The following is a 23,639-nucleotide window of genomic DNA, read 5'->3' on the forward strand; positions in this document are numbered from 1 at the left end:
TTGTTGAGTTTTCCCGGAGGCCGGCTGCGGTAGCATGAATGATGCAACCATCGATGCAGCCGCTCGATCGACTGCGCCGATGCCGTTGCAGGGATTCGGCAGGCCGCATGTGCCGGCCGCTCCAAACACTCACAATTGCCCCGGCGCCGCGCCAGCGCGGGGGCTTACCAAAGGAAGATCCATGCGCCTCATTATTGCTCTCATTCTGCCCTGGCTGACCTTCTTCACCATCGGACGTCCGATCGCGGGCGTGATCTGCCTGATCCTGCAAGTGACCCTGATCGGCTGGCTCCCCGCAACGATCTGGGCTGTCTATGCGCTCAGCCAGTACAAGACGGACCAGAAGATCGAAAACGCACTTCGGCAGCGTAACTGACCTGCCAGGCCGGCAGGGCAGTTATCGCACAGGGCAACCTTACATCCGCGCAGCCGGCGCCAGACGCATCGCCGTTCCACGTGACGGTGCCGGAACTGCCGGGCCTGCAACAGCCACTGCAGTCCCCTCCAGCTTGAACACCCTCACCACCTGCGCCAGTTTGCCGGCCTGGTCCTGCATCGCCCCCGCCGCCGCGGCCGATTGCTCGACCAGTGCCGCATTCTGCTGGGTCGCTTCGTCCATCAGGCCGATCGACCCGTTCACCTGCTCGATACCGGCGGCCTGCTCCTGCGTCGCTTGGGTGATGTCGGCCATGATCTCGGTGACGCGGCGGATCGACTCGACCACCTGTTCCATGGTGGCGCCGGCCTGATCGACCAGGCGGGTGCCCGCATCGACCTTCTGGACCGAATCGCCGATCAGGCCCTTGATCTCGCGGGCCGCCGCGGCCGAGCGCTGGGCCAGCGTGCGCACTTCCGAAGCCACCACCGCGAAGCCGCGGCCCTGTTCGCCGGCGCGCGCCGCTTCCACGGCCGCATTCAGCGCCAGGATATTGGTCTGGAACGCGATGCCGTCGATGACGCCGATGATGTCGACGATCTTGCGCGACGATTCGTTGATCGAACCCATCGTCGTGACGACCTGGCCGACCACCGCGCCGCCTTCGGTGGCCACCTTCGACGCCGCGATCGCCAGCTGGTTGGCCTGGCCCGCGTTGCCGGCATTCTGGCGCACGGTGCCCGTGATCTGTTCCATCGATGCAGCCGTTTCTTCCAGCGAAGCGGCCTGCTGTTCGGTGCGGCGCGACAGGTCCATGTTGCCGGCGGCGATTTCGCCCGAGGCGCCGGCAATGGTTTCCGTGCTGCCGCGCACCTCGGTGACGATGTTCACCAGGCTGTCGTTCATGTGGCGCAGGGCGCGCAGCAGCGCGCCGGTTTCGTCGTTCGTGGTGACGTCGATCCTGCGCGTCAGGTCGCCGCTGGCCACCGTCTCGGCCAGTTCGACCGCTTCGCGGATCGGCCGCACGATGCCCCGGGTGAGTACCCAGGAACACAGTGCACCCAGCGTCACCGCCGCCGCGGCCAGGATGCCGATCATGCGCGCGCTGTCCTGGTTGTCGGCCTGGATGTCCGCGGCGATGGCGTCGATGCGGCGCTGCTGCATCCTGACCAGCTTGTCCAGGGTGCTCTCATAGGTATCGGCGGCCGGCATGTACTCGTCGGTCAGGATACGGGCCGATTCGTCGGCATCGCCGGCGGTACGCGCCGCGATGGCCTTGTCCTTGGCCTGGGTGTAGGCCTTGCGCAGTTCGCCGATACGCTTGAACAAGGCGCGCTCTTCGTCGCTTTCCAGCAGCGGCTCGATCTGCCTGATCAGTTCGCTGGAACGGCCGGATGTCCTGGCATTGTCGGCCTTGAAAAACTCCGCCAGGCTCGGATCGTTGCTCTTGACGATGGCCGCCGTGCGGCGCACCGCGGCGAATGTCTGGGTATGCCATTCGCTCATCAGGCGCTCCTTGACCAGCGGTATCGCCATCATCTCGCTTGTCTCGTTGCCGATCGTGTTCATGCGCCAGATCGCGGCCACGGCGATCACCACGGTCAGTGCCAGCACCAGCGTGAAGACGGCGCCCAGGCGCTTCCCGATATTCATGTTGGCAAACGCCTTCATTGTTCAAACCTCTTCGATATTGCGGAAAAGGCGAGATTGTATCGGTCTAATTTCCAATTTTTGCTGCACTGCGGAAACTACTTAGGTTGGCATGCCGCACAGGGCGCGGTAGCAAGGGGTGTGGCAACAGCCGCTTCCGGCACGGTTTTTTTCGCGCCGTGCAGATTGGTTCAGTCCGACTGGTTGTTCCAGGCCATCGTCCCCGGCAAGCCGCGCAAGTACGCTCTCCCTTCCCGAAACAGACTCAGCGTTAACGAAAGGAAAGTGGACATGGCAAAACTGAACGTGGCAAAACTGAACGTGGCGAAACTGAACATGGCGAAACTGGATGACATGGCGGCAGGCCTGGAGAATGTCGACAGTTACGCGATTCGATGGGGCGGTGCCGCGGCTGCTGCATCGCATGAAACGGGCGGGGTCCTATACGGCATCGACGCGCCGGGCGCTGTGCTGCGTATTGCCGGTACCGTCCGCGACGACGTTCTCGGCGGTACCAACGGCAGCGACACGCTCGATGGTGCCGCGGGCAACGATACGATGCAGGGCGGGCTGGGCGACGACGAGTATCACGCCGACTCCACCGGCGATGTCGTCCAGGAGGTGACCGGTGGCGGGATCGACACCGTACATTGCACGGCGAGCCGGTTCACGCTGTCGGCCAACGTGGAGGCATTGCAGTATGCCGGTGCCGGATCGTTCACCGGCATTGGCAATGCGCTGGCAAATTCCCTCGTCAGCGGCAATGGCAATGACCGGCTTGAAGGCGGGTCCGGCGACGATCGCCTGTCCGCCGGCGCCGGCCACGATACGATGATCGGCGGCGCGGGAAACGACGGTGTCACCGCCGCTTCCGGCAATGACATGTTCGACGGCGGCACGGGTATCGATACGGTGTACGCGATGGCGGCACGGGACAGCTACGCGATCCGCCGCGCCGGCACGGACGGCCTGGTGTTCACCGCCAAGAACGCCGGCGGTGGCAGCGGGCAAACGCTGACGGTGCACAACGTCGAGTACTTCGGCATGGCCGGCAGCTTTTATTCGCTGGCCGAGTTCCTGGCCGCACTGCCACCCGACGGCAGCGATACCATCCAGGGCACCGCCGGCAGCGATTGGCTGGACGGCTTCGATGGCGCCGATACGCTTGCAGGCGGTGCGGGCAACGATACCTACGTGGTCCGCAATGCCGGGACCGTGGTGGTCGAACTGGACGGCGGGGGCATCGACACCGCGCAGGTGGCCTATGCCGGCAAGGCGTGGCAGCTGGCCGGTTTCGTGGAGAACGGCAGCGCCGTGGAGGGCAAGCTCGGCGTTTCCATCGACGGCAATGCACTGGCCAACACGCTGACCGGGAACGCCGGCGCCAATGTGCTGGCGGGCGGCGCCGGCAACGACACGCTCGACGGCGGCAAGGGCAGCGATGTGCTGGCCGGCGGCAGCGGCAACGATCTTTATTATGTCGACGCGACCGGCGACACGGTGACGGAGCAGGCGGGCGAGGGCACCGATTCCATCGTCACGACGCAGGCGCGCATCACGCTTGCCGACCATGTCGAGAACGTGGCCTACGCGGGTACCTCGGCCTTCACGGCCACCGGCAACAGCCTCGACAACGTGATCGCCGGCGGCAGCGGCAACAACAGGATCGATGGCGGCACCGGCACCGATACGTTCGTGGTGAGCGGCGCCTTTGCCGACTACACCCGAGATCGACCCAACGCGAACGATGTCCTGCTCGTCAAAGGCGAACAGCGGATCACGTTGAAGAACATCGAGCAGGTACAGTTCAGCGATGGCTTGAGGACGATGTCCGAGATCTTCTTCAACAAGGCATCGCTTGCCGACGACACGCTGGCCGGCACCGATGGCAACGATACGATGGACGGCCTGGCCGGCGCGGACCGGATGCGGGGCCTCAAGGGGAACGATACCTACCGGGTCGACAATGCCGGCGACACGACCGTCGAACTGGCCGGCGAAGGCTTCGATACCGTCGACATCGCGATCAAGGCCAAGGTGACCTATACGCTGGGCGCGTACGTCGAAGACGCCACGATCACCTCGACCTCGGCGGTGAACGTGACCGGCAACGCCGCCAACAACAAGCTGACCGGCAACGGGGCCGCGAACGTGCTGGCGGGCGGCGACGGCAACGATATCCTGGTCGGCGGCAAGGGTGGCGACACGCTCGATGGCGGCGCCGGCAACGATTACTACAGCGTCGACGCGGCTGGCGACATGGTCGTGGAAGCGGCGAACGGCGGCCATGACATCGTGGAAACGACGGCCACGAAACATGCGCTGTCGGCCAATGTCGAAGCATTGCGCTATACCGGCAAGAGTGCCTTCACGGGCATCGGCAATGCGCTGGACAACGTCATCGCCGGTGGCGCGGCCAACGACAAGCTGACCGGTGGCGCGGGCAGGGATACGTTCGTCATCGGCACGGGCAAGGACACGATCGCCGATTTCGCCACGGGCATCGACAAGCTGATGATCGATCGCGCTGTCGGCAACGGCAACGCCGCGATCGACGGCGCCATCGTGGTCGGCGCGCCCGGCGGCTTCTCTGCCGATGCCGAGCTGGTGATCTTCACGCAGAACGCCACCAGCCTGACCGTCACGACCGCGGCCAAAACGATCGGCAGCGCCGCCACAGCCTACGCGAACGGCGACACGGCGCTGTTCGCGCTGCACAGCGGCAGTACCACGGCCCTGTACCTGTTCAGCAGCAGCGGCAACGATGCGCTGGTCGGCGCGGCGGAGCTGACCCAGATCGCCACGCTGACCGGCGTGGCGTCGGCAGCCGTCGGCGATTTCGGTGTAACGGGATCGCCGGGCTGAACCTTCGCAACGTCGTAGTGAGCACCCGGCCCGGCCACGCCTGGCGCGGCCGGGCCGGCACCGCCGGTCGCGCATGGTGTAGCCTCTCGTCATGGATTCCCTGATTTCGGCCGCGGCGCGCGCACTCGCCGCCGGCGACCCGCTCGGTGCCTTGAACCGCATCGCGCTGCGTGGCGACCCGGCCGCGCTGGCGCTGCGCGGCATCGCCATGGCCCAGCTGGGCGAGCATCCGCGTGCGCGCGACCTGCTGCGTGCGGCCGCGCGTGGTTTCGGTTCCCACGAGGCGGTGGCGCGCGCCCGGTGCATGGTGGCGGAAGCGGAAGTGGTGCTGGCCATGCGCGATATCGGCGGATCGCCGCGGCCGCTGGCGCTGGCCGCAGCTACCCTCGATGCCCATGCCGATCACGCCAACGCGCTGCAGGCGCGGCTGGTCGCGGCGCGCCGCCTGTTGCTGCTGGGCCGTCTCGCCGAAGCGCAAGCGATGCTGGCGCAGCTCGATACCCATGGCCTGCCGCCGGCACTGGCGGCCGTTGCCGCGCTGAGTGCGGCCGAACTCGCGCTGCGTTCGCTGCGCATCGATGCGGCGCGTACCGCCCTCGATGGGGCGCAGGTGGCAGCATCCAAAGCCGGCATACCCGTGCTGCTGGCCGAAGTCGAGGAGGCCCGCGCGGTGCTCGATCGCCCGGCCGCCCGCTGTGCCGCTGCCGGCAATGCGCAAGTGCTGCGACTCGGCGAAGTGGCTGCCTTGCTGGCATCGGATACGCTGGTGATCGATGCCTGCCGCCGCGGCCTCGGCGCCGGCGGCACGTGGCGGCCGCTGGCGCGCCGTCCGGTGCTGTTCGCACTGGCGCGGGTGCTTGCCGAAGCCTGGCCCGGCGGCGCCAGCCGGGAAGCACTGATCGCGCGCGCCTTCCGCATCCGGCGGCCGGACGAGACGCACCGGGCCCGCCTGCGGGTCGAGATCGGCCGCCTGCGCGCCGTGGTTGCGCCGCTGGCGGACATTGCCGCGACCGCGCAGGGCTTTGCCCTCCAGCCGGGGGATGGATGCGACGTGGCCTTGCTGGAGCCGCCGATCGACGGCGACGGGGCGTCGCTCGTGGCGCTGCTGTCCGACGGCGCGCCGTGGTCCACTTCCGCACTGGCGCTGGCACTGGGAGCGAGCCAGAGGACTGTCCAGCGCACCCTTGCCGGGCTCGAAGCGGGCGGACAGGTACGCGCCGTCGGCGGCGGGCGGGCGCGCCGCTGGCTGGCACCGCCGCTGACGGGATTCACGACGATCTTGTTACTCCCCGCTGCGCTGCCGATTCGCTAGAGTGGTTCCACGGCGCCCCTGCGCGGCGCCCTCAACCGGAGGCAACGACAATGAGCGACACCATGACCGAAACCATGAGCGAAACCATGAGCAGCGATGGATTGCAACCCGGCAGCCGGGCCGCCGAGATCGTCCGTGAATACGGCCCGTTTCCCGGCACCCCCGCGATCAATGGCGTGACGCACGACGGCACGCAGGTTTGGGCCGCCACCGGCACCGGGCTGGTCGCCTTCGATCCCCGCAGCGGTGCGGTGACACGCACGCTGGACCTGCCGGGCGACGCCGGCACGGCGTTCGACGGCACCTACCTGTACCAGATCGCCGAGGCGAAGATCGACAAGATCGACCCCGCCAGCGGCGCGGTCGTGGCGTCGATTCCCGCACCCGGCAACGGCGGCGACTCGGGCCTGGCCTGGGCCGAGGGCAGCCTGTGGGTAGGCCAGTACAGCGGCCGCAAGATCCACCGGATCGATCCGGCAAGCGGCGCGATCCTGCGCACCATCGAATCCAGCCGCTTCGTTACCGGCGTGACCTGGGTCGATGGCGAACTGTGGCATGGCACCTGGGAGGGCGATGCCAGCGACATCCGCCATATCGACCCGCATAGCGGCGCCGTCCTCGAGCGGCTCGACATGCCGCCGGGCGTGGGCGTGAGCGGGCTCGAATCCGATGGGGCGGACCTGTTCTATTGCGGCGGTGGGGCGAGCGGCAAGGTGCGCGCCGTGCGGCGGCCGAAAGGGGCGGCCACGCCAGGAAGCGCATCGTAGGTGGCGAACCGCCCGCTCAACCCAGCACGAAACGCTTCTGCGCCGGCAGGCAATGGCGGTGCAGGTCGTAGCCGTCGACGATCGTCTGCCGCGCGGCCGCGCGCAGGTGCGCCAGGCTGTCGCGCCGCTCCAGCGCGTCGGCGACCGTCGCCGCCAGTGCCCCGTGGTCGAAGAAGTCCGTCAGCAGGCCGTTGCGGCCATGCTGGATCACCTCTTCCAGCGGCGCGGTGCGCGAGCCGACCACCAGGCAGCCGGTGCTCATCGCCTCCATCAGCGACCAGGACAGCACGAACGGATAGGTGAGGTAGGTGTAAACGGCCGATACCTGCATCAGCTGCGTCAGCAGCGCATGCGGCAGGCGGCCGACGAAGTGCACGCGGCGCATGTCCAGCCGGGGCATCACTTCGTCGCGAAAAATGGTTTTCCACGACTTGCCGTCCGGCGCGGCGGCGCCGTAGCTGACGCCGTCGCCGCCGACGATGATCACCCGCGCGTTGGGCCGCAGCCGCTGTAGCTCGGGCAGCGCGCGCATGAAGATGTGGTAGCCGCGGTACGGTTCCAGGTGGCGCGAGACGAACGTGACGACCTCGTCGCCCGGCTTCAGCACCACGCCGGCACCGCTCAGCGTCACGTATGCCTGCGCGTCGGGGCGGAAGCGGCCGGTGTCGATGCCGTCGTGGATCACGCTGATGCGGTCGCGAAACCAGCGGGGATGGCGGTCGGCCTGGAACACCGTTGGCGACAGGCCGGCATCGGCCACCGACATGGCGTGCAGCAGGTGCGTGTTGCGCAGCCGCAGGCGCTGCAGGCTGGCCAGGTCGGGCGGGCCGGAGAACTCCGGGTCGAAATGCGAATCGCCGCCTTCGGCACCGTAATAGTATTCGGCGTAGATCAGCAGGCGGGCACGCGGAAAGACGTCCTTCGCATACAGCGCCTCGCCCCAGCCGGGGTGGGCGAACACGATATCGGGCGTGAAGCCGTCCGTCTTGAGGCGGTGCAGCGCCGCGGCGGCCGATTCGCCGCGCAGCACCTTGCCGTACAGGTCTCTCAGCTGCGGCGCCTGCTGCCGCGTGTCCGCCGGCACGCGCGCCTGGTGCACGACGTAGCGCACGCCGGGCAGGCGGTCGGCCTGTTCAGCCATGCCCAGCGCCACCACCTCGTGGCCTTCGGCCGCCAGCGCGGGCGCCAGGTGGCGGAACTGGCCTGGGAAATTCTGGTGAACGAAGAGGATGCGCGCCATTTACTCGGCCCTGGCCTTGGCGCCGGCCGCGGCGTTGCCCCTGCTGTTGCCGTTCTCGCTGGTCTTGCCGGTGCGGTCTTTTTCGAACTCGGCGATCGCCTTCGCGAAGCCGTCGACCAGCGCATTCGGCACCGCCAGCGACAGCTGGTAATGCTCGATCAGGAAGCCTTTGCCGGTGTTGCGCAGCACGCCGCTGGCCTGGCATGTGCCCATCTGCGTGTTCAGCTGCTCGTCGAACCACACGTAGCGCCGGTCGGACGAGAAATACACATTGCGCTTCTGCGCGGTAAAGGCCCAGGCCTTCTTCGCGTCGAAATAGGGCCTGGCCCAGGCCTTGAACTGGTCGCGGGTCCATACCTCGGTCTTGTCGGTACCGATGTACACGCCGTTCGGCGCGATCTTGTCGAAGTACGCCGGCCGGGTATGCGCGGCATCGTCGTGCCAGCCGTCGACGAAGGCATTGACCTGCCGGGTGAACTCGGCCGCATCAGGAAGCTGCGCATACGCGGGCGCGGCGGCCAGCACCGCAGTGGCTGCCGCGGCGGCGAAAGTGGTGGCCAGTGACCTCATCGAATCCTCCTGTCGGGCAAAACGGCGAGGATACCTCAGCGGCACGGCGCTGGCGAACTCCGGCCCGGATTCCGTTGCATGAAAGCCGTGCGGCCGGCCTCAAGGCTGCCTGTATAATCAGCGGCTCCACCGCTACCCAAGAGACTCATGGCTTCATCCAACGATAATGTCAGCATGGCGCTGTTTTGCGACTTCGAGAACGTCGCACTCGGCGTGCGCGACGCGAACTACGAAAAATTCGACATCAAGCCCGTGCTGGAACGCCTGCTGCTCAAGGGTAGCATCGTGGTCAAGAAGGCTTACTGCGACTGGGACCGCTACAAGGGCTTCAAGGGTCCGATGCACGAGGCGAACTTCGAGCTGATCGAAATCCCCCACGTGCGCATCTCCGGCAAGAACTCGGCCGACATCCGCATGGTCGTCGATGCGCTGGACCTGTGCTACACGAAAGCCCATGTCAACACCTTCGTCATCATTTCGGGCGACTCGGACTTTTCGCCGCTGGTGTCGAAACTGCGCGAAAACAACAAGAAGGTCATCGGTGTCGGCGTCAAGGACTCCACCTCCGACCTGCTGGTGGCCAACTGCGACGAATTCATCTTCTACGACGACCTGGTGCGCGAGAGCCGCCGCCAGCGCAAGGACGTGCGCGACCAGCAGCAGCCGAAGCGCTCGCCGGAAGAGGAAAAGAAAAAGCGCGAAGAATCGGAACGGCGCCGTGTCGAGGCCCTCGACATCGCCTACGAGACCTTCGATGCGCTGATCGCCGAGCGGGGCGACAGCGGCAAGATCTGGGCTTCGGTACTGAAGGAAGCGATCAAGCGCCGCAAGCCCGATTTCAACGAGGCCTATTACGGCTTCCGCACCTTCGGCAACCTGCTGGAAGAAATGAAGGCGCGCGGCCTGCTTGAATTCGGCCGCGACGAGAAATCCGGCGCCTACGTCTATCGCAGCAGCTCGGCGCCGGCACTGGTGCAGGGCGGTGAAGCAGCCGATGCCGAATCGGCGACCGAAGCGGTGGTGGCGGCGCCGGAAGCGGCCGAGGCGCAGGACAAGCGCGAAGGCCGGCGTGGCCGCGGCAACCGTGGCGGCCGCAACCGCCGCGGCGGTGCGCCGGAGGCCGTCGAAGCCGCCGCTCATCCCGGACCGTGGGGCGCGCATGCCGAGGCGCAGGATGATGGGGCCAGCGAGGAGGCGGACGATGCCGCCGGCGAAATCACCGACGATGTGTCCAATGAGGCGGACAATGAGGTGTCCAACGAGGCGGGCAGCGAGGTGGCGGAAGACCTGGGCGAGGAACTCTCCGCAGGGGCCGAGCTGGATGAGGACGAACTGGCCGTAGCGCTTGAATCGGCCGCCGCCGATTACGCGAACGAACTGGCCTCGGCGGAGCAGGCGCTGGAAGAAATGGCCCGCGAAGTCAGGGAAACGCGCCGTGCCCGCGCGGCCGGGCAACTGTCGGCGGCCGAACAGGCAGCCAGGGCGTTTGCCGAACTGCATGCGGAAAGCGTCGCTGCACCTGAAGCGGAAGCCGAAACCAACGCCGAAGACGAAGCCGAAACCGAAGCGACGGCCGAAGAGCCTGCCGAAGCCGCACCGCCCAAGCGCAGCCGTACCAGCGCTCGCAAGCAGGCGGCGACGAAAAAGCCCGCGCGGTCCAGCAAGGCCGCCAAGGCCGCTGTCGCCAGCGCCGAACCGGAAGCTGCGGCGGAACCGGAACCTGCGGCGGAGCCGGTGCCCGCGCCGGAAGCGGCACCTGCCGCACCGGAAGCGCCGGAGCCGGTATCGGCACCCGAGGCAGGCGCTGCACCGATCGAGCCGGCCGAGCCGGCGCCAGACGAAGCACCGCAGCGCGCCAAGAAGCCGCGGACGCCGTCGCGCAGCAGGCTGCCACGCAAGCCGAAGAGCAAGCCCGAAGGCGATGCCGAAGGCTGATTTCGTTGAGTGAAAGCGCCAGATCCGCCGGCGCTTTCATCGTCCTCCCGAACTGCCGGCAGCCGCCGGCAGTTTGCTTTTCCGGCCCCCCATCCCGGGCCGACGGTAATTTACTGCCGCCGGCTTTGCTGCCATACTGCGCGTCACGAGAACTCATGGCGGCTGTCGATGGCGATCCTGTCCGAAATCACCCTGTACCCGATCAAGTCCTGCGGCGGCATCGCGCTGCAAGCGGCGACGCTCACGCGCGCCGGCCTGATGTCCGAGCAGATCTATGACCGCGAATGGATGGTGGTGGATGCCGCCGGGGCCTGCCTGACCCAGCGCGAGCATCCGAAGATGGCGTTGATCGCGCCGCGCCTCAAGCTCGACACGCTGGAGCTGCGCGCGCCCGGCATGCTGCGCCTGGAAATCCCGCTCGGCCTGCCCGACCCCGACACGGCACCGACGCTGACCGTGCAGGTCTGGGACGACACGCTGCAAGCGTATGACTGCGATGCGCTGACGGCCGCCTGGTTCAGCAACTACCTTGGCGTGGCGTGCCGGCTGGTGCGCTTCCACCCGAACGCATTACGCCTGGCCAATCCGAAATGGACCGGCGATATCGAAGCACCCACGCTGTTCTCCGACGGTTACCCGATCCTCGTGATCGGAGCCGGATCGCTGCGCGACCTGAACGGCCGCCTGGCGCGGGCAGGGCGCACGCCGCTGCCGATGAACCGCTTCCGGCCGAACCTCGTCGTCGACGGCATCGACGCGTATGAAGAAGACTACGTCGACACGTTCCGTGCCGGCGGCGTGGTGCTGAAACCGGTCAAGCCGTGTCCGCGCTGCCCGATGCCGTCGATCGACCAGGCCACCGGCGAGTTCGGCCCCGATCCGCTCGATATCCTGCAAGGCTACCGCGCCAAGCCGGAGGTCGATGGCGCCATCTGCTTCGGCATGAACAACATCCTGCTCGAAGGCGATGGGGAAACCGTGCGCGTGGGCCAGGAAGTGGACGTGGAACTGGCCTTTTGAGCCGCCCGCCGATGACCGATTCCGTCGACGACCTGGCAGCGGAAAACCGCGCGCTGCGCGAGCGCATGGCCTGGATGCTGGAGCAGGCCGAACGCAACCACGACATCATGATGCGGCACCAGGCGTTCGACCTGGAGATCGTGGGGGCCGGCAGCTTTCCCGAGCTGATCGGCAGCATCTTCAGTACGCTGCCCGTCATCTCGGAACTGGACAGCGTGACGCTGTCGCTGGTCGACGAAGGTGACGACATCCGCACCGTGATGGAAAGGCTGGGTGTCGACTTCGCCGCGTACCCGGACCTGCTGTTCGTTGCCGGCACCAGCCAGCTCGGCCTGGACAGCGAGCCGAAGCCACTGCTCGGCGCGTACGACGCACAGCGCGACGGGCTCCGTTTTCCCCGCGCCGAGCCGCCGTTGCAAAGCGTGGCCATCGTGCCGCTGCTGCGCAACCGGCGCGTGATCGGCACGCTGAACCTGGGCAGTGCCGATCCCACCCGCTTCACGCCCAGCCTGGGCACGGACTTCGTCGAACACATGGCGTCGATCATCGCGATCTGCCTGGAAAACGTGATCAGCAACGAGATGCTGAAGTATATCGGCCTGACCGATTCGCTGACGGGCGTGTACAACCGCCGCTACCTGGACCGGCGCCTGCTGGAAGAGATCGCGCGGGCGCGGCGGCAGTCCTACGACCTGTCGTTCATGTACATCGACATCGACCACTTCAAGCGCATCAACGATACGCTGGGCCACCAGGGTGGCGACCAGGTGCTGCGCGAAGTGGCCAGCCGCATCAAGGGCGAGCTGCGGCTGTCGGACGCGCTGGCCCGCTTTGGCGGCGAGGAATTCGTGGTGCTGCTGATCGACGCGGACCTGGACAGCGCCGCCTTCGTGGCCGAGCGCATCCGTGCCGGCATCGCCACGGCGATGATCGACCTGGAGGGCGGCGTGAAGGTGTCGATCACCGGCTCGATCGGCGTGGCCTGCCTGTCCGGCGCCGAGGGAGGCGGCGATGTTGCGGCCGACGTCGCGGCCAGGGAACTGATCTCCCATGCCGACGAGGCGCTGTACCAGGCCAAGGCGGGCGGGCGCAACCGGGTGATACGGTACGCCACACATTGATGTTCCTTTCGGGGAGCAGGCGAAGCAGGGAGCGGTCACGCTGGCCCTCTGGTGGGCCAGGAGGGCGTGTTGCGCAAAGCCGCGGCGGCGCCATGACGCCACCGGGCTCGAAGGCCTCAGGCCCGCGGCTGCAGTGCGATGACGGCCATGCCGCCCAGCGCCAGCGCGGCGCCCAGCGCATCCCAGCGGGTCAATGCGATGCCGTCGACGAAGCGCAGCCACAGTAGCGCTACAGCGATGTACATGCCGCCGTACGCGGCGTAGGTACGCCCGGCAGCGGCAGGGTGCAGCGTGAGCAGCTAGGCAAACAGGGCCAGCGAAGCGGCCGCCGGCAGCAGCAGCCAGGCGGAGCGGCCGTTCTTCAGCACCAGCCATGGCAGGTAGCAGCCGACGATTTCGGCCAGTGCCGTGACGGCGAACAGCAGCGACAGGCGCAGCATTTCCATCGCTATTGCTTCCTCATCCCAGCAGGATCTGTTCGGCGCGCGCGACCGCTTGCGCATTGCCGCGCAGGACGACCACGTCGCCCGCTTCCAGCACCATGTCGGTACCCGCGTCGAGCCGCTCCCGGCCGCGCCGGATGGCCATCACCTCGGCGCCGTCGACATCGAGCTCGCCCACGGTACGGCCGACGCAGTTCGATGCCTCCGTCAGCGTCACCGTATGCAGCCGCGCCGCTTCGGCATCGTCGCCCACGTCGCTGATGCCGTGGAAGTAGCCGCGCAGCGAGGCGTAGCGCTCCTCGCGCGCGGCCTGCACGCGATGAACCACCTTGCGCAGCGGTACGCCCAGCATCACCAGCGCGTGCGAGGCCAGCATCAGGCTGCCCTCCATCAGTTCCGGCACCACCTCGGCGGCGCCGGCCGCCTTCAGGCGGTCCAGGTCGGAATCGTCGTGGCTGCGCACGATCACCGGCAGCGTGGGCGCCAGTTCGTGCACCAGGTGCAGCACCTTCAGTGCCGATGGCGTGCTGGCATACGTGATCACCAGCGCGCTGGCGCGGTAGATGCCGGCCGCCACCAGGCTTTCGCGCCGCGCCGCATCGCCATACGACACGCTGGCACCGGCCGACCGCGCTTCCTGCACGCGGGTGGGATCCAGGTCCAGCGCGTGGTAGGCAATGCCTTCTTCCTGCAGCAGCGTGGCCAGGCTCTGGCCGCTGCGGCCGAAGCCGGCCACGATCACGTGCTGCTGCGTGGCCATCGTGCGCGCCGCGATCTGCGTCAGGTTCAGCGATTGCATCATCCATTCGTTGCTGGAGAATTTCAGCACCAGCCGGTCCGACTGCTCGATCAGGAACGGCGCGGCCAGCATCGACAGCACCATCGACGCCAGCACCACCTGGATCACGAACGGATCGACCAGTTCCACCCCGCCGGCCACGTTCAGCAGCACGAAGCCGAATTCGCCGGCCTGGGCCAGCGCCAGGCCGCTGCGCATCGACACGCCGTCCGAGGCGCCGAACAGTTTCGCCAGGCCGGCGATCAATGCAAATTTCATCAGTACGGGGAATACCAGCAGCGCCAGTACGAGCCACCAGTTGTCCAGCACCACGCGCACGTTGAGCAGCATGCCGATGGTGATGAAGAACAGGCCGAGCAGCACGTCGCGGAAGGGCTTGATGTCTTCTTCCACCTGGTGCCGGTATTCGGTCTCGGAGATCAGCATGCCGGCCACGAAGGCGCCCAGCGCCAGCGACAGGCCGGCGCGCTCGGTGATCCAGGCCGCGCCCAGCGTCACCAGCAGCAGGTTCAGCATGAACAGTTCCTGCGAGCGGCGCTTGACCACCACGGTGAACCAGCCGCGCATCAGTTTCTGGCCGAGGAACAGCAGCAGCACCAGAACCAGCACGGCTTTCAGGGCGGCCCAGCCCAGCGTGACGAGCAGGTTGTCCGGGTCTTTCGCCAGCGCCGGGATCAGGATCAGCAGCGGCACCACGGCGATATCCTGGAACAGCAGGATGCCGATGATCTTGCGGCCGTGTTCCGATTCCAGTTCCAGGCGCTCGGTGAGCATCTTGACGACGATCGCCGTCGACGACATGGCCAGGGCACCGCCCAGCGCGAACGCGGCCTGCCAGGAGATATGGATGGCCGGAGGCAGCACGCGGGCGATCAGCCAGCCGAAGGCCATGGTCGCCACGATCGTCAGCACGACCTGGGCCATGCCCAGGCCGAACACGTCGCTGCGCATCGACTTCAGTTTCGGCAGCGAGAATTCGAGGCCGATCGAGAACATCAGGAAGACCACGCCGAATTCGGCCAGCGCGTGGGTGGCATGGCTTTCCTCGGCCAGGCCCAGCGCATTCGGGCCGATCAGGATGCCGACGGCCAGGTAGCCGAGCATCGGCGGCAGGTGGAGCATGCGGAAGGCCACCACGCCGAGCACGGCGCTGCCCAGCAGGAGGAGGGTCAGTTCAAGCGGGGAGAACACGGGAGTGTCCCGGGAATGGCCGGCGGTGGGAAGGGGTTGTCCTGCGCGCGTACGAAGTTTGTAACATCTGGCAAGTTTTTTGCTTTCCCAATTCGGCTATACTTTCGGCCATGAGTGTAACCCATGAAAAAACAATGCTGAAAGCTTTTGATGCAACAACCGCAAGCCGCGCGCTGGAACTGGCGCGCGAAGCCCTGCAAATCGAGGCCGATGCGCTGATCGCACTGCATGATCGCCTGGCAACAGATGAGAGCGTAGGGAAAGCCGTGTCGCTGCTGCTGGCCTGCAAGGGACGCGTTGTCGTGTCCGGCATTGGCAAATCCGGCCATATCGGCCGCAAGATCGCCGCCACGCTGGCGTCCACCGGCACCCCGGCGCTGTTCGTGCACCCGGCCGAAGCGGCGCATGGGGACCTCGGCATGGTGACGCCGGACGACGCGTTCATCGCCATTTCGTATTCCGGGGAAAGCACCGAGCTGATGGCCATCCTCCCGGTGGTCAAGCGCATGGGCGGCGTGGTGATTTCGATGACGGGCAAGCCGGAGTCGAGCCTGGCCAGGCTGTCGGACGTGCACCTGGACGTTTCGGTCGCCAAGGAAGCCTGTCCGATGAACCTGGCGCCGACGGCGTCGACCACGGTGACGCTGGCGCTGGGCGATGCGATCGCCGTCGCCCTGCTCGACCTGCGCGGTTTCAAGGAAGAGGATTTTGCCCGCTCGCACCCGGGCGGCGCCCTGGGCCGCCGCCTGCTGACGCACGTGCGCGACATCATGCGCCAGGGCGAAGCGATCCCCGCCGTGACGGTCGATACGCGGCTGCCGGAGGCACTGATGCAGATCACGCAAAAAGGCATGGGCATGACCGCCGTGGTCGATGCACAATACCGGCCGGTGGGCGTGTTCACGGACGGCGACCTGCGCCGCCTGATCGACAAGGTGCAGGATTTCAGCAAGGTCGTCATTGGCGACGTGATGCATGCGAATCCGCGTACCATCGGCGCCGGGAAACTGGCGGTCGATGCCGTACCGATCATGGAAGAGCACCGAATCAACCAGATGCTGGTGGTCGACGACGACGGCAAGCTGGTCGGCGCGCTGCACATCCATGACCTGACCCGTGCAAAGGTGATCTGATGAGTGTTGCTTACGACGCGGCCATTCTCGAACGGGCCGCGAAGGTAAAACTGTTTATCTTCGACGTGGATGGCGTGCTGACCGATGGCGGCCTGCACTACGGTGCCGAAGGCGAGGCATTCAAGACGTTCAACGTGCAGGATGGCCTGGGCATCAAGCTGCTGCAGGAATCGGGCGTGCTGACCGGGATCATCAGCGCGCGGCGCTCGCCGCAGGTGACGGCCCGCGCCAGGGACCTGGCGATCGAATTCGTGCACCAGGGCGGCCACGACAAGCTGACGCCGTTCAAGGCACTGCTGGAACAGCAGAACCTGTCGGAGGAGCAGGTGGCCTTTATCGGCGACGATGTCGTCGATATCCCGATCCTGTCGCGCGCCGGATTCGCGGTAGCGGTGCCGAACGCCCGGCCGGAAGTGCTGGCGCGGGCGCACCACGTCACCGAACACCGTGGCGGCCACGGCGCCGTGCGCGAAATCTGCGAATTCGTGATGCGGGCGCAGGGCACATACGATCGGGTCATGGCCCAGTTTTTGGCCTGAAATCTGGCTTGAAAATCGGGCTTGAAAATCTGGCTTGAAATCGGACTTGGGAAGCGGGTCCGGACAAACAGGTCTGGACAAACAGGAAAATAACGGAGAAGGCATGCGCAACCAGCGAACCGCACACCGCTACCGGCTGTCGATCGGCATGATACTCGCGCTGCTCGGCGCGCTGGGCTCGTTCTGGCTGCTCGAGCTGATGAACCGGGCCGGCGAGGAAATGGAAGCGGGCATCAAGGTCGATGAACCGGATTACATCGTGGAGCGCTTTTCGTTCGTGCGCATGACCGAAACGGGGCAGCCCAGCTACATCATTTCGGGCGACAGGCTGACACATCGCCCGTCGGACGATTCGTCGGATATCGACAAGCCGGTGGTGCGCAGCCTTTCCGGCGACAAGCCGCCGATGGATATCCGGGCAGAGCATGCACGGGTCGACCAGGACAACACGCGCGTGACACTGACGAAGAACGTGGACATCCGCCGGGCCGCGTCGCCTGCCGCGCGCGACCTGCACCTGGCCACCGAGAAGCTGACGATCTATCCGGACGAGGACCGCATGGAAACGGACCTGCCGGTGCGCATGGAGAGCGGCGGCGCTACCGCCACCGGTATCGGCATGCAGGCCAACAATGCCACGCGCCAGTTGCAGCTGGGACGGGGCACCATCGTGTACCCGCCCCGGACGCGGTAACGAGCGGATCGACGGCGTGATGAATGACGTGGCAAAAGACGTGACGAAAAACGTGAACAAAAGCGTGGCTGCTGGCGTGACGGATGGTGTGACTAACAGCGTGGTCAACGACGCGGGTCGAATCAACGGATCGACAGCGCGGATCGACAGCGCGGATCGCAATCGCAGACAGGAATCGAAGATGAAGAAACTCATATTGGCGGCGCTGGTGCTGCTGGGTGCGGCGGGGCATGCCGTCGCCGAGAAGGCCGATTCGTACAAGCCTACCGAGATCAATTACGGCCGCCTCGATGCGGATGACGTCAAGCAGGTCTATACCTTCACCGGCGACGTGACGCTGACGCGCGGCACGCTGCGGATGAAGGCGGACAAGGCGGTGGTCACCTACACGCCGGACGGCTACCAGCTGGCCACGCTGACCGGCGGCGGCAAGAAGGTCACGTTCCGGCAGAAGCGCGACGGCGAAGGCAACCAGTGGATGGAGGGCGAAGCCGATCGCATCGAATACGACGAGAAGGCCGAGCTGGTGAAGATGTATTCGAAGGCCAAGATCCGCCGCCTGGAAGGCAGCAAGCCGAGCGATGAAGTCGAGGGCGAGTTCATTTCGTACGACAGCCGCCGCGAGTTCTTCAGCGTGCGCAACACCAGTACCGGCGCCGACAAGCCCGGTGCCGGCCGCGGCACGATGGTGATCCAGCCGAAGCGCACCGCACCGGCCACGCCGGCCGGGCCGTCCAACACGCAATCGCCGGCCGCGCCGGCAGCAGGGGATTAAATGGCGCAGGCGCAGGAAAATTGCAGCAGCACGCTGATCGTGCGTGGCCTGCAAAAGAGCTACGGCAAACGCCAGGTGGTGCATGACGTGTCGTTGCAGGTGGCGTGCGGCGAAGTGGTGGGCCTGCTGGGACCGAACGGTGCCGGCAAGACCACGTCGTTCTACATGATCGTGGGCCTGGTCGCCTCGGACGCCGGCACCATCGACCTCGATGGCACCGACATCTCGAGCCTGCCGATCCACAGGCGCGCCACGCTCGGCCTGTCCTACCTGCCACAGGAAGCGTCCGTGTTCCGCAGGCTGACCGTGGAAGAAAACATCCGCGCCGTGCTGGAGATCCAGAAGGTGGACGGCAAGCCGCTCGGCAAGGCCGAGATCGACGAACGCCTGAACGCGCTGCTGGCCGACCTGCAGATCGAGAAGCTGCGCGAGAACACGGCGCTGTCGCTGTCCGGCGGCGAGCGGCGCCGCGTGGAAATCGCCCGCGCGCTGGCGACCAATCCCCGATTCGTGCTGCTGGACGAACCGTTCGCCGGCGTCGATCCGATCGCCGTGATCGAAATCCAGCGTATCGTGCGCTTCCTGAAAGAACGCAGCATCGGCGTGTTGATCACGGATCATAACGTGCGCGAAACGCTGGGTATCTGCGACCGGGCGTATATCATCAATCAGGGCAGCGTACTGGCTTCCGGCCGGCCGGACGACATCATCGCCGACGAGTCCGTACGCCGCGTGTACCTGGGTGAGCATTTCCGCATGTGACGGCCATGACCCGCGATAACCGAGGCGATATCCGAGGGTATCCGGGCCAATATCCGGGCCGAATTCCAGCCGATATCCAGCCCGATACCCAGCCCGATAAGCGCAGCGATAATGCAGCAATGATGCACCGATCAACGCAACGATCATTTCGGCGAAAAATCCAGCGATGAACCAGCTATGAGTCAGCTATGAAACAGTCTTTGCAACTGCGTACTTCCCAGCATCTCGCGCTGACGCCGCAACTGCAGCAGTCGATCCGGCTACTGCAACTGTCCACGCTGGAACTGCACCAGGAACTGGAACAGCTGCTGACCGATAACCCGCTGCTTGAACGGCTCGACGATCCGCTCGACCGTTCCGTACGGCTGCTGGGTGACGGCGCGATCAACACCGCGCAGGCACCTGGCGAAGCGCCACCGGAAGGCGGGCCGCCACAGGATGCGCCGGCGGCGCCGGAGCCCGAGCCGTTCGATGGCGGCGACGGCGAAGGCCTCGATGCCGGTCCCGGCGATACCGACTGGAGCAGCACGGGCAGCGGCAAGGGGCCGGACGACGACGATGCCCGGCCACAGCTCGAGGCGAGTCACCGCAGCCTGCGCGAGCACCTGATGGAGCAGATGCGCGTTACCGTGCTCGAGTCGCGCGACCGGGCACTGGTGGAGCTCATCATCGATGCGCTCGACGACAACGGCTACCTCGAGGAGAGCCTGGAAGAAATCCACGAGCGGCTGCCGGAAGAGCTGGAAATCGAGATCGACGAGCTGCGCACCGCGCTGAAGCTGCTGCAGAGTTTCGATCCGCCGGGGATCGGTGCGCGCAATGCTTCCGAATGCCTGGCGCTGCAGATCCGGCGCATGCCGCAGGTGCCGCTTGTCACACGGCGCATGGCGCTGTGCATCGTTGAAAACCACCTGCAGTGGTTTGCCCAGCGCGATTTCAACAAGCTGAAGAAAGCGCTCGATTGCGACGATGAGGATCTGCGCGAAGCGCAGGCAGTGATCCGGCAATGCAACCCGCATCCGGGCGCCGCGTTCGCGGCCGACGTGTCAGACTACGTGGTACCGGATGTGGTGGTGAGGCGTGGGCGCAATGGCTGGATCGTCACGCTGAACAACGATGTGATGCCCCGCCTGCGCGTCAATGCGCTCTACGCCAGCCTGCTCAAGCAGGGCAAGGGTGAAACGCAGATGAATGCCCAGCTGCAGGAAGCCAAGTGGCTGATCAAGAATATGCGCCAGCGCTTCGACACGATCCTGCGCGTGGCCCAGGCCATCGTCGAGCGGCAGAAGAACTTTTTCTCGCATGGCGCCGTGGCAATGAGACCCCTTGTGTTACGTGAAATAGCTGATACACTGGGCCTACACGAGAGTACTATCTCTCGGGTAACAACTCAAAAATATATGCTGACCCCGCATGGCATGTTTGAGTTGAAGTACTTTTTTGGCAGCCACGTCGCAACCGAAGCTGGTGGGGAAGCTTCCTCGACTGCGATCCGGGCGCTGATCGTGCAATTCACAGGAGCCGAAGACCCTAAAAACCCTTTATCCGACAGTAAGATTGCGGACATGCTGGGTGAACAAGGCATGGTGATTGCGCGACGCACTGTTGCCAAATATCGCGAAGCATTGAAAATCCCCCCGGTCAGCCTCCGTAAATCTCTGTAGTAATCTCAGTAGTAAGCCCATGCAGCAAAACCTGGTAGTACCTGGGTTCCTCTGCGCCGCCTTACTTGATTGGTGGAGAACGCACGAACCTGTAATATTTTCTTTAGGAGTGTGTGTATGAATCTGACCATCAGTGGACACCATATCGACGTTACCCCTGCCATTCGCGAGTATGTGCAGAACAAGCTGGAACGCGTCAGACGTCACTTCGATCAGTTGATCGATGTTAGTGTGATCCTGAGTGTAGATAATCTCACCGAGAAAGAGAAAAGGCAGAAAGCGGAAATCAACCTGCGCATGTCGGGCAAGACCGTGTTCGTCGAAAGCGTCGCACAGGATCTTTATGCGGCCATCGACACGCTGATCGACAAGCTGGACCGCCAGGTCATGAAGCACAAGGATAAAGTGCAGAACCATAATCACGAGACCATCAAATACCTGAGCGAGGCCGAGAACCCCGCGTCGACCGCATAACGACGGTCGCAGGTCGCAGTTTTTCAACTGCAGCAACACAAGGGCGCATGATGCGCCCTTTGTTACATCTGGGCCCTGGCGCTTCTCACCTTTTACGCCACGTGATTCGCATCCATCGCTAGAATGAGGCAAATAACGACAACGATGCGAGACACCATGACCGACCACGTCCATGCCAAGGTGCGTAACGGCACCGGCTTCATCACCCTCGACCGACCCAAGGCATTGAACTCGCTGTCGCTCGACATGATCCGGGCGATCACCGGCGCGTTGCTGGCCTGGCGCGACGACGACGACATCGCTGCCGTCGTCATCCGCAGCAGCACCGACAAGGCGCTGTGCGCGGGCGGCGACATCCGTTTCCTCCACGCGGCGGGCAGCGCCACGCCGCAGCGTGGCAGCGCGCAGATCGAGGATTTCTTTACCGAGGAATATGCACTGAATTACATCGTGCATTGTTTCCCGAAACCATACGTCGCCGTGATGGACGGCGTGGTCATGGGCGGCGGCATGGGCATTGCCCAGGGCGGACCGCAATTCGGCGTGCGCGTGGTGACCGACCGCACCCGGCTGGCGATGCCCGAGGTGAATATCGGACTGTTTCCGGATGTCGGCGGCAGTTACTTCCTGTCGCGCGCGCCCGGCAGGCTGGGTGTTTACCTGGCCCTGACGGCATCGACGATCGGCGCCGCCGATGCACTGTACTGCGGGCTGGCCGACCATTACGTTCCCGCCCCCGAGCTGCCGCTGCTGGCCGACCTGGTCGGCTCCACCGCGGGCGCCGGGCTGCGCGAAGCGGTCGCCATGTTTTCCCGGCCTTTGCGCGGCGAGGCGGGCGCGTCGGAACTGCAGGCGCACCGGGCACTGGTCGACGACCATTTCGCGCACCGTTCGGTGGCCGACATCGTGGCATCGCTGCGCCGCGACGATCACCCGTTCGCGCAAAACGCACTGGCCGCCATGGCGCGCCGTTCGCCGCTGATGATGCGCGTAACGGCCGAGATGCTGCGGCGCGGCGCCACGATGGGCATCGCCGACTGCCTGCGGATGGAGCGCAACCTGGTGCGCCGCACATTCGAGCATGGCGAGGTGATCGAGGGCGTGCGCGCGCTGGCGATCGACAAGGACAATGCGCCGCGCTGGAATCCCCCATCGCTGGACGAAGTGAGCGACGAGATGGTGGCGCGATTCTTCGAACCGGCCTGGCCCGCATGGGCCCACCCGCTGCGCCACCTGTGAGCTTCCTGCCATGAACCGCCGTGATTTCCTGACCTTCGCCGCCGCATCGGTGGCACTTCCCGCCTGGGCCCACGATGCGCCGGCCAGCGCCACGCAGGCGGCGCCGCCGCCTGCCGATGCCCCCCTGGTCGACCACCACCAGCACCTGTTCAGCCCGGCGATTGCGCGGCTGCTCGACACCGGAGCCGGCGGGCCCTCCGTGATCGCGGCGAAAGACATGATCGCGCTGCTCGATGCCGCCGGCATCCGGCGTGCCGTGCTGCTCTCCACTGCCTATGTATGGGGCAGCCCTTCACGCAAGATCGAGGACGAGTACTTGAAAGTGCGCGCCGAGAACGACTTCAACGGCGCGCAGGCCGCGCTGTACCCGGACCGGTTGCTGGCTTTTTGCAGCGTCAACCCGCTGAAGGACTACGCACTGGAAGAACTGGAACGCTGTGCCGCGCTGCCGGACCTGAAGCATGGCCTGAAACTGCATTTCGGGAATTCGGACGTGCAGCTGGAACTGCCCGAACACGCCGCGCGGCTGCGGCAGGTGTTCGCCGCGGCCAATGCGAAGAAGATGGCCATTGCCGTGCACATGCGGGCCTCCGTATCGAAGCACCGGCCCTATGGCGCGGCGCAGGCGCGGATTTTCCTCGAGCAGTTATTGCCCGCCGCACCGGACGTAACGGTGCAGGTCGCGCACCTGGCAGGCACGGGCCCAGGCTACGGCGATCCACCGTCGGACGAAGCGCTGGGGGTGCTGGCCGAAGCGGTGGCGGCGCACGATCCGCGCACGAAACGGCTGTGGTTCGACGCCGCCACGATGGCCAACCCGGATATCACGCCGCCGCAGCGGGAAAAGCTGGCGCAGCGCATCCGGCAGATCGGCGCCGACCGCGTCCTGTTCGGGTCGGATGCCGCCGCGGGCAAGAACCTGCGCCCGCGCGAGAGCTGGGCCGCGTTCCGGCAACTGCCGCTGTCGGAGGCCGAATTCAAGCGGATTGCCAAGAACGTCGCGCCGTACTGGAAGTAATCGCAGCGGTGTGCGCTTGCAAGCGCACACTCCTTGCACTGGCAGTTAGTGC

20 protein-coding genes and 1 pseudogene are annotated in these 23,639 nt (G+C 65.8%); 16 read left to right on the top strand and 5 right to left on the bottom strand.

Going from position 1 to position 23,639, the window contains the following annotated elements; genetic code table 11:
• Positions 1–181: 181 nt before the first annotated feature.
• Positions 182–376 carry a YqaE/Pmp3 family membrane protein gene (locus FHS02_RS18265; protein ID WP_137315781.1) on the top strand — a complete coding sequence of 65 codons (195 nt, stop codon included), beginning with the start codon at positions 182–184 and terminating at the stop codon, positions 374–376.
• Between the two features lie 39 nt (positions 377–415).
• Here FHS02_RS18265 and FHS02_RS18270 read toward each other — a convergent pair whose 3' ends face one another.
• On the bottom strand, positions 416–2,029 hold the full coding sequence (locus FHS02_RS18270) for a methyl-accepting chemotaxis protein (RefSeq protein WP_229422315.1): 1,614 nt from the start codon (positions 2,027–2,029) through the stop codon (positions 416–418).
• Between the two features lie 288 nt (positions 2,030–2,317).
• Between FHS02_RS18270 and FHS02_RS18275 the strand changes: the two genes are divergently transcribed.
• From FHS02_RS18275 to FHS02_RS18285, 3 genes are all read left to right on the top strand, one after another.
• Complete coding sequence (locus FHS02_RS18275) at positions 2,318–4,891, top strand: beta strand repeat-containing protein (protein ID WP_137315783.1); 2,574 nt, start codon at positions 2,318–2,320, stop codon at positions 4,889–4,891.
• Between the two features lie 91 nt (positions 4,892–4,982).
• Complete coding sequence (locus tag FHS02_RS18280) at positions 4,983–6,203, top strand: helix-turn-helix domain-containing protein (RefSeq protein WP_137315784.1); 1,221 nt, start codon at positions 4,983–4,985, stop codon at positions 6,201–6,203.
• 74 nt (positions 6,204–6,277) lie between these two features.
• Positions 6,278–6,970, top strand: coding sequence for a Vgb family protein (locus FHS02_RS18285; protein WP_137317624.1), 693 nt, complete (start codon positions 6,278–6,280; stop codon positions 6,968–6,970).
• A gap of 16 nt (positions 6,971–6,986) precedes the next feature.
• Here FHS02_RS18285 and FHS02_RS18290 read toward each other — a convergent pair whose 3' ends face one another.
• The gene (locus tag FHS02_RS18290) at positions 6,987–8,210 is read right to left on the bottom strand and encodes a glycosyltransferase (RefSeq protein ID WP_137315785.1); all 1,224 of its coding nucleotides are present in this window, start codon (positions 8,208–8,210) and stop codon (positions 6,987–6,989) included.
• The gene (locus FHS02_RS18295; protein WP_137315786.1) at positions 8,211–8,780 is read right to left on the bottom strand and encodes a nuclear transport factor 2 family protein; all 570 of its coding nucleotides are present in this window, start codon (positions 8,778–8,780) and stop codon (positions 8,211–8,213) included.
• 147 nt (positions 8,781–8,927) lie between these two features.
• Here FHS02_RS18295 and FHS02_RS18300 point away from each other — a divergent pair, with 147 nt between their 5' ends.
• The 3 genes from FHS02_RS18300 to FHS02_RS18310 all read left to right on the top strand — a co-directional run bounded on the left by FHS02_RS18300 (position 8,928) and on the right by FHS02_RS18310 (position 12,856).
• The gene (locus FHS02_RS18300) at positions 8,928–10,715 is read left to right on the top strand and encodes an NYN domain-containing protein (protein ID WP_137315787.1); all 1,788 of its coding nucleotides are present in this window, start codon (positions 8,928–8,930) and stop codon (positions 10,713–10,715) included.
• A 168-nt stretch (positions 10,716–10,883) separates the two neighbouring features.
• Complete coding sequence (locus FHS02_RS18305; protein WP_137315788.1) at positions 10,884–11,735, top strand: MOSC domain-containing protein; 852 nt, start codon at positions 10,884–10,886, stop codon at positions 11,733–11,735.
• Positions 11,736–11,746: 11 nt separating this feature from the next.
• Positions 11,747–12,856: a GGDEF domain-containing protein gene (locus FHS02_RS18310; RefSeq protein WP_137315789.1), complete on the top strand. Its 1,110-nt coding sequence runs from the start codon at positions 11,747–11,749 to the stop codon at positions 12,854–12,856.
• Between the two features lie 116 nt (positions 12,857–12,972).
• Here the strand turns inward: FHS02_RS18310 and FHS02_RS18315 are convergent.
• Both FHS02_RS18315 and FHS02_RS18320 read right to left on the bottom strand, forming a co-directional pair.
• A pseudogene (locus tag FHS02_RS18315) lies at positions 12,973–13,302 on the bottom strand (YnfA family protein).
• Between the two features lie 13 nt (positions 13,303–13,315).
• Positions 13,316–15,289 (bottom strand): monovalent cation:proton antiporter family protein, encoded by a 1,974-nt coding sequence (locus FHS02_RS18320; RefSeq protein WP_137315790.1) that lies wholly within the window; start codon positions 15,287–15,289, stop codon positions 13,316–13,318.
• Positions 15,290–15,399: 110 nt separating this feature from the next.
• Here FHS02_RS18320 and FHS02_RS18325 point away from each other — a divergent pair, with 110 nt between their 5' ends.
• The 9 genes from FHS02_RS18325 (at position 15,400) to FHS02_RS18365 (ending at position 23,587) form a co-directional block, all read left to right on the top strand.
• Entirely contained in the window at positions 15,400–16,422 is a 1,023-nt protein-coding gene (locus FHS02_RS18325) for a KpsF/GutQ family sugar-phosphate isomerase (protein ID WP_137315791.1), read from the top strand.
• Positions 16,422–16,961, top strand: a complete 540-nt coding sequence (locus FHS02_RS18330) for a KdsC family phosphatase (RefSeq protein ID WP_137315792.1) — start codon at positions 16,422–16,424, stop codon at positions 16,959–16,961. Before FHS02_RS18325 ends, FHS02_RS18330 begins: the two co-directional genes overlap by 1 nt.
• Positions 16,962–17,064: 103 nt before the next feature.
• A complete protein-coding gene (lptC, locus tag FHS02_RS18335; protein ID WP_229422317.1) occupies positions 17,065–17,655 on the top strand; it encodes an LPS export ABC transporter periplasmic protein LptC in 591 nt (196 codons plus the stop codon).
• 181 nt (positions 17,656–17,836) lie between these two features.
• Positions 17,837–18,430, top strand: a complete 594-nt coding sequence (gene lptA / locus FHS02_RS18340) for a lipopolysaccharide transport periplasmic protein LptA (protein WP_137315793.1) — start codon at positions 17,837–17,839, stop codon at positions 18,428–18,430.
• Positions 18,431–19,192, top strand: coding sequence for an LPS export ABC transporter ATP-binding protein (gene lptB / locus FHS02_RS18345; RefSeq protein WP_137315794.1), 762 nt, complete (start codon positions 18,431–18,433; stop codon positions 19,190–19,192).
• Positions 19,193–19,380: 188 nt separating this feature from the next.
• Positions 19,381–20,856: an RNA polymerase factor sigma-54 gene (locus FHS02_RS18350; protein ID WP_137315795.1), complete on the top strand. Its 1,476-nt coding sequence runs from the start codon at positions 19,381–19,383 to the stop codon at positions 20,854–20,856.
• Positions 20,857–20,973: 117 nt separating this feature from the next.
• The gene (hpf, locus tag FHS02_RS18355; protein ID WP_137315796.1) at positions 20,974–21,330 is read left to right on the top strand and encodes a ribosome hibernation-promoting factor, HPF/YfiA family; all 357 of its coding nucleotides are present in this window, start codon (positions 20,974–20,976) and stop codon (positions 21,328–21,330) included.
• 156 nt (positions 21,331–21,486) lie between these two features.
• On the top strand, positions 21,487–22,569 hold the full coding sequence (locus FHS02_RS18360; RefSeq protein WP_137315797.1) for an enoyl-CoA hydratase/isomerase family protein: 1,083 nt from the start codon (positions 21,487–21,489) through the stop codon (positions 22,567–22,569).
• A 10-nt stretch (positions 22,570–22,579) separates the two neighbouring features.
• Positions 22,580–23,587 carry an amidohydrolase family protein gene (locus FHS02_RS18365; RefSeq protein ID WP_137315798.1) on the top strand — a complete coding sequence of 336 codons (1,008 nt, stop codon included), beginning with the start codon at positions 22,580–22,582 and terminating at the stop codon, positions 23,585–23,587.
• Positions 23,588–23,639 lie beyond the last annotated feature (52 nt).

Source organism: Pseudoduganella umbonata (genome assembly GCF_014192225.1).
Taxonomy (GTDB): domain Bacteria; phylum Pseudomonadota; class Gammaproteobacteria; order Burkholderiales; family Burkholderiaceae_D; genus Rugamonas; species Rugamonas umbonata.

Excerpts from the sequence above, each read along its gene's own strand:
- FHS02_RS18360 (WP_137315797.1), top strand. The coding sequence starts at position 21,487 with ATGACCGACCACGTCCATGCCAAGGTGCGTAACGGCACCGGCTTCATC.
- FHS02_RS18265 (WP_137315781.1), top strand. The coding sequence starts at position 182 with ATGCGCCTCATTATTGCTCTCATTCTGCCCTGGCTGACCTTCTTCACC.
- FHS02_RS18295 (WP_137315786.1), bottom strand. The coding sequence starts at position 8,780 with ATGAGGTCACTGGCCACCACTTTCGCCGCCGCGGCAGCCACTGCGGTG.
- hpf (WP_137315796.1), top strand. The coding sequence starts at position 20,974 with ATGAATCTGACCATCAGTGGACACCATATCGACGTTACCCCTGCCATT.
- FHS02_RS18280 (WP_137315784.1), top strand. The coding sequence starts at position 4,983 with ATGGATTCCCTGATTTCGGCCGCGGCGCGCGCACTCGCCGCCGGCGAC.
- FHS02_RS18285 (WP_137317624.1), top strand. The coding sequence starts at position 6,278 with ATGAGCGAAACCATGAGCAGCGATGGATTGCAACCCGGCAGCCGGGCC.
- FHS02_RS18350 (WP_137315795.1), top strand. The coding sequence starts at position 19,381 with ATGAAACAGTCTTTGCAACTGCGTACTTCCCAGCATCTCGCGCTGACG.
- FHS02_RS18305 (WP_137315788.1), top strand. The coding sequence starts at position 10,884 with ATGGCGATCCTGTCCGAAATCACCCTGTACCCGATCAAGTCCTGCGGC.
- FHS02_RS18365 (WP_137315798.1), top strand. The coding sequence starts at position 22,580 with ATGAACCGCCGTGATTTCCTGACCTTCGCCGCCGCATCGGTGGCACTT.
- lptC (WP_229422317.1), top strand. The coding sequence starts at position 17,065 with ATGCGCAACCAGCGAACCGCACACCGCTACCGGCTGTCGATCGGCATG.
- FHS02_RS18270 (WP_229422315.1), bottom strand. The coding sequence starts at position 2,029 with ATGAATATCGGGAAGCGCCTGGGCGCCGTCTTCACGCTGGTGCTGGCA.
- lptB (WP_137315794.1), top strand. The coding sequence starts at position 18,431 with ATGGCGCAGGCGCAGGAAAATTGCAGCAGCACGCTGATCGTGCGTGGC.
- FHS02_RS18330 (WP_137315792.1), top strand. The coding sequence starts at position 16,422 with ATGAGTGTTGCTTACGACGCGGCCATTCTCGAACGGGCCGCGAAGGTA.
- FHS02_RS18325 (WP_137315791.1), top strand. The coding sequence starts at position 15,400 with ATGAGTGTAACCCATGAAAAAACAATGCTGAAAGCTTTTGATGCAACA.
- FHS02_RS18275 (WP_137315783.1), top strand. The coding sequence starts at position 2,318 with ATGGCAAAACTGAACGTGGCAAAACTGAACGTGGCGAAACTGAACATG.
- FHS02_RS18310 (WP_137315789.1), top strand. The coding sequence starts at position 11,747 with ATGACCGATTCCGTCGACGACCTGGCAGCGGAAAACCGCGCGCTGCGC.
- FHS02_RS18290 (WP_137315785.1), bottom strand. The coding sequence starts at position 8,210 with ATGGCGCGCATCCTCTTCGTTCACCAGAATTTCCCAGGCCAGTTCCGC.
- lptA (WP_137315793.1), top strand. The coding sequence starts at position 17,837 with ATGAAGAAACTCATATTGGCGGCGCTGGTGCTGCTGGGTGCGGCGGGG.
- FHS02_RS18300 (WP_137315787.1), top strand. The coding sequence starts at position 8,928 with ATGGCTTCATCCAACGATAATGTCAGCATGGCGCTGTTTTGCGACTTC.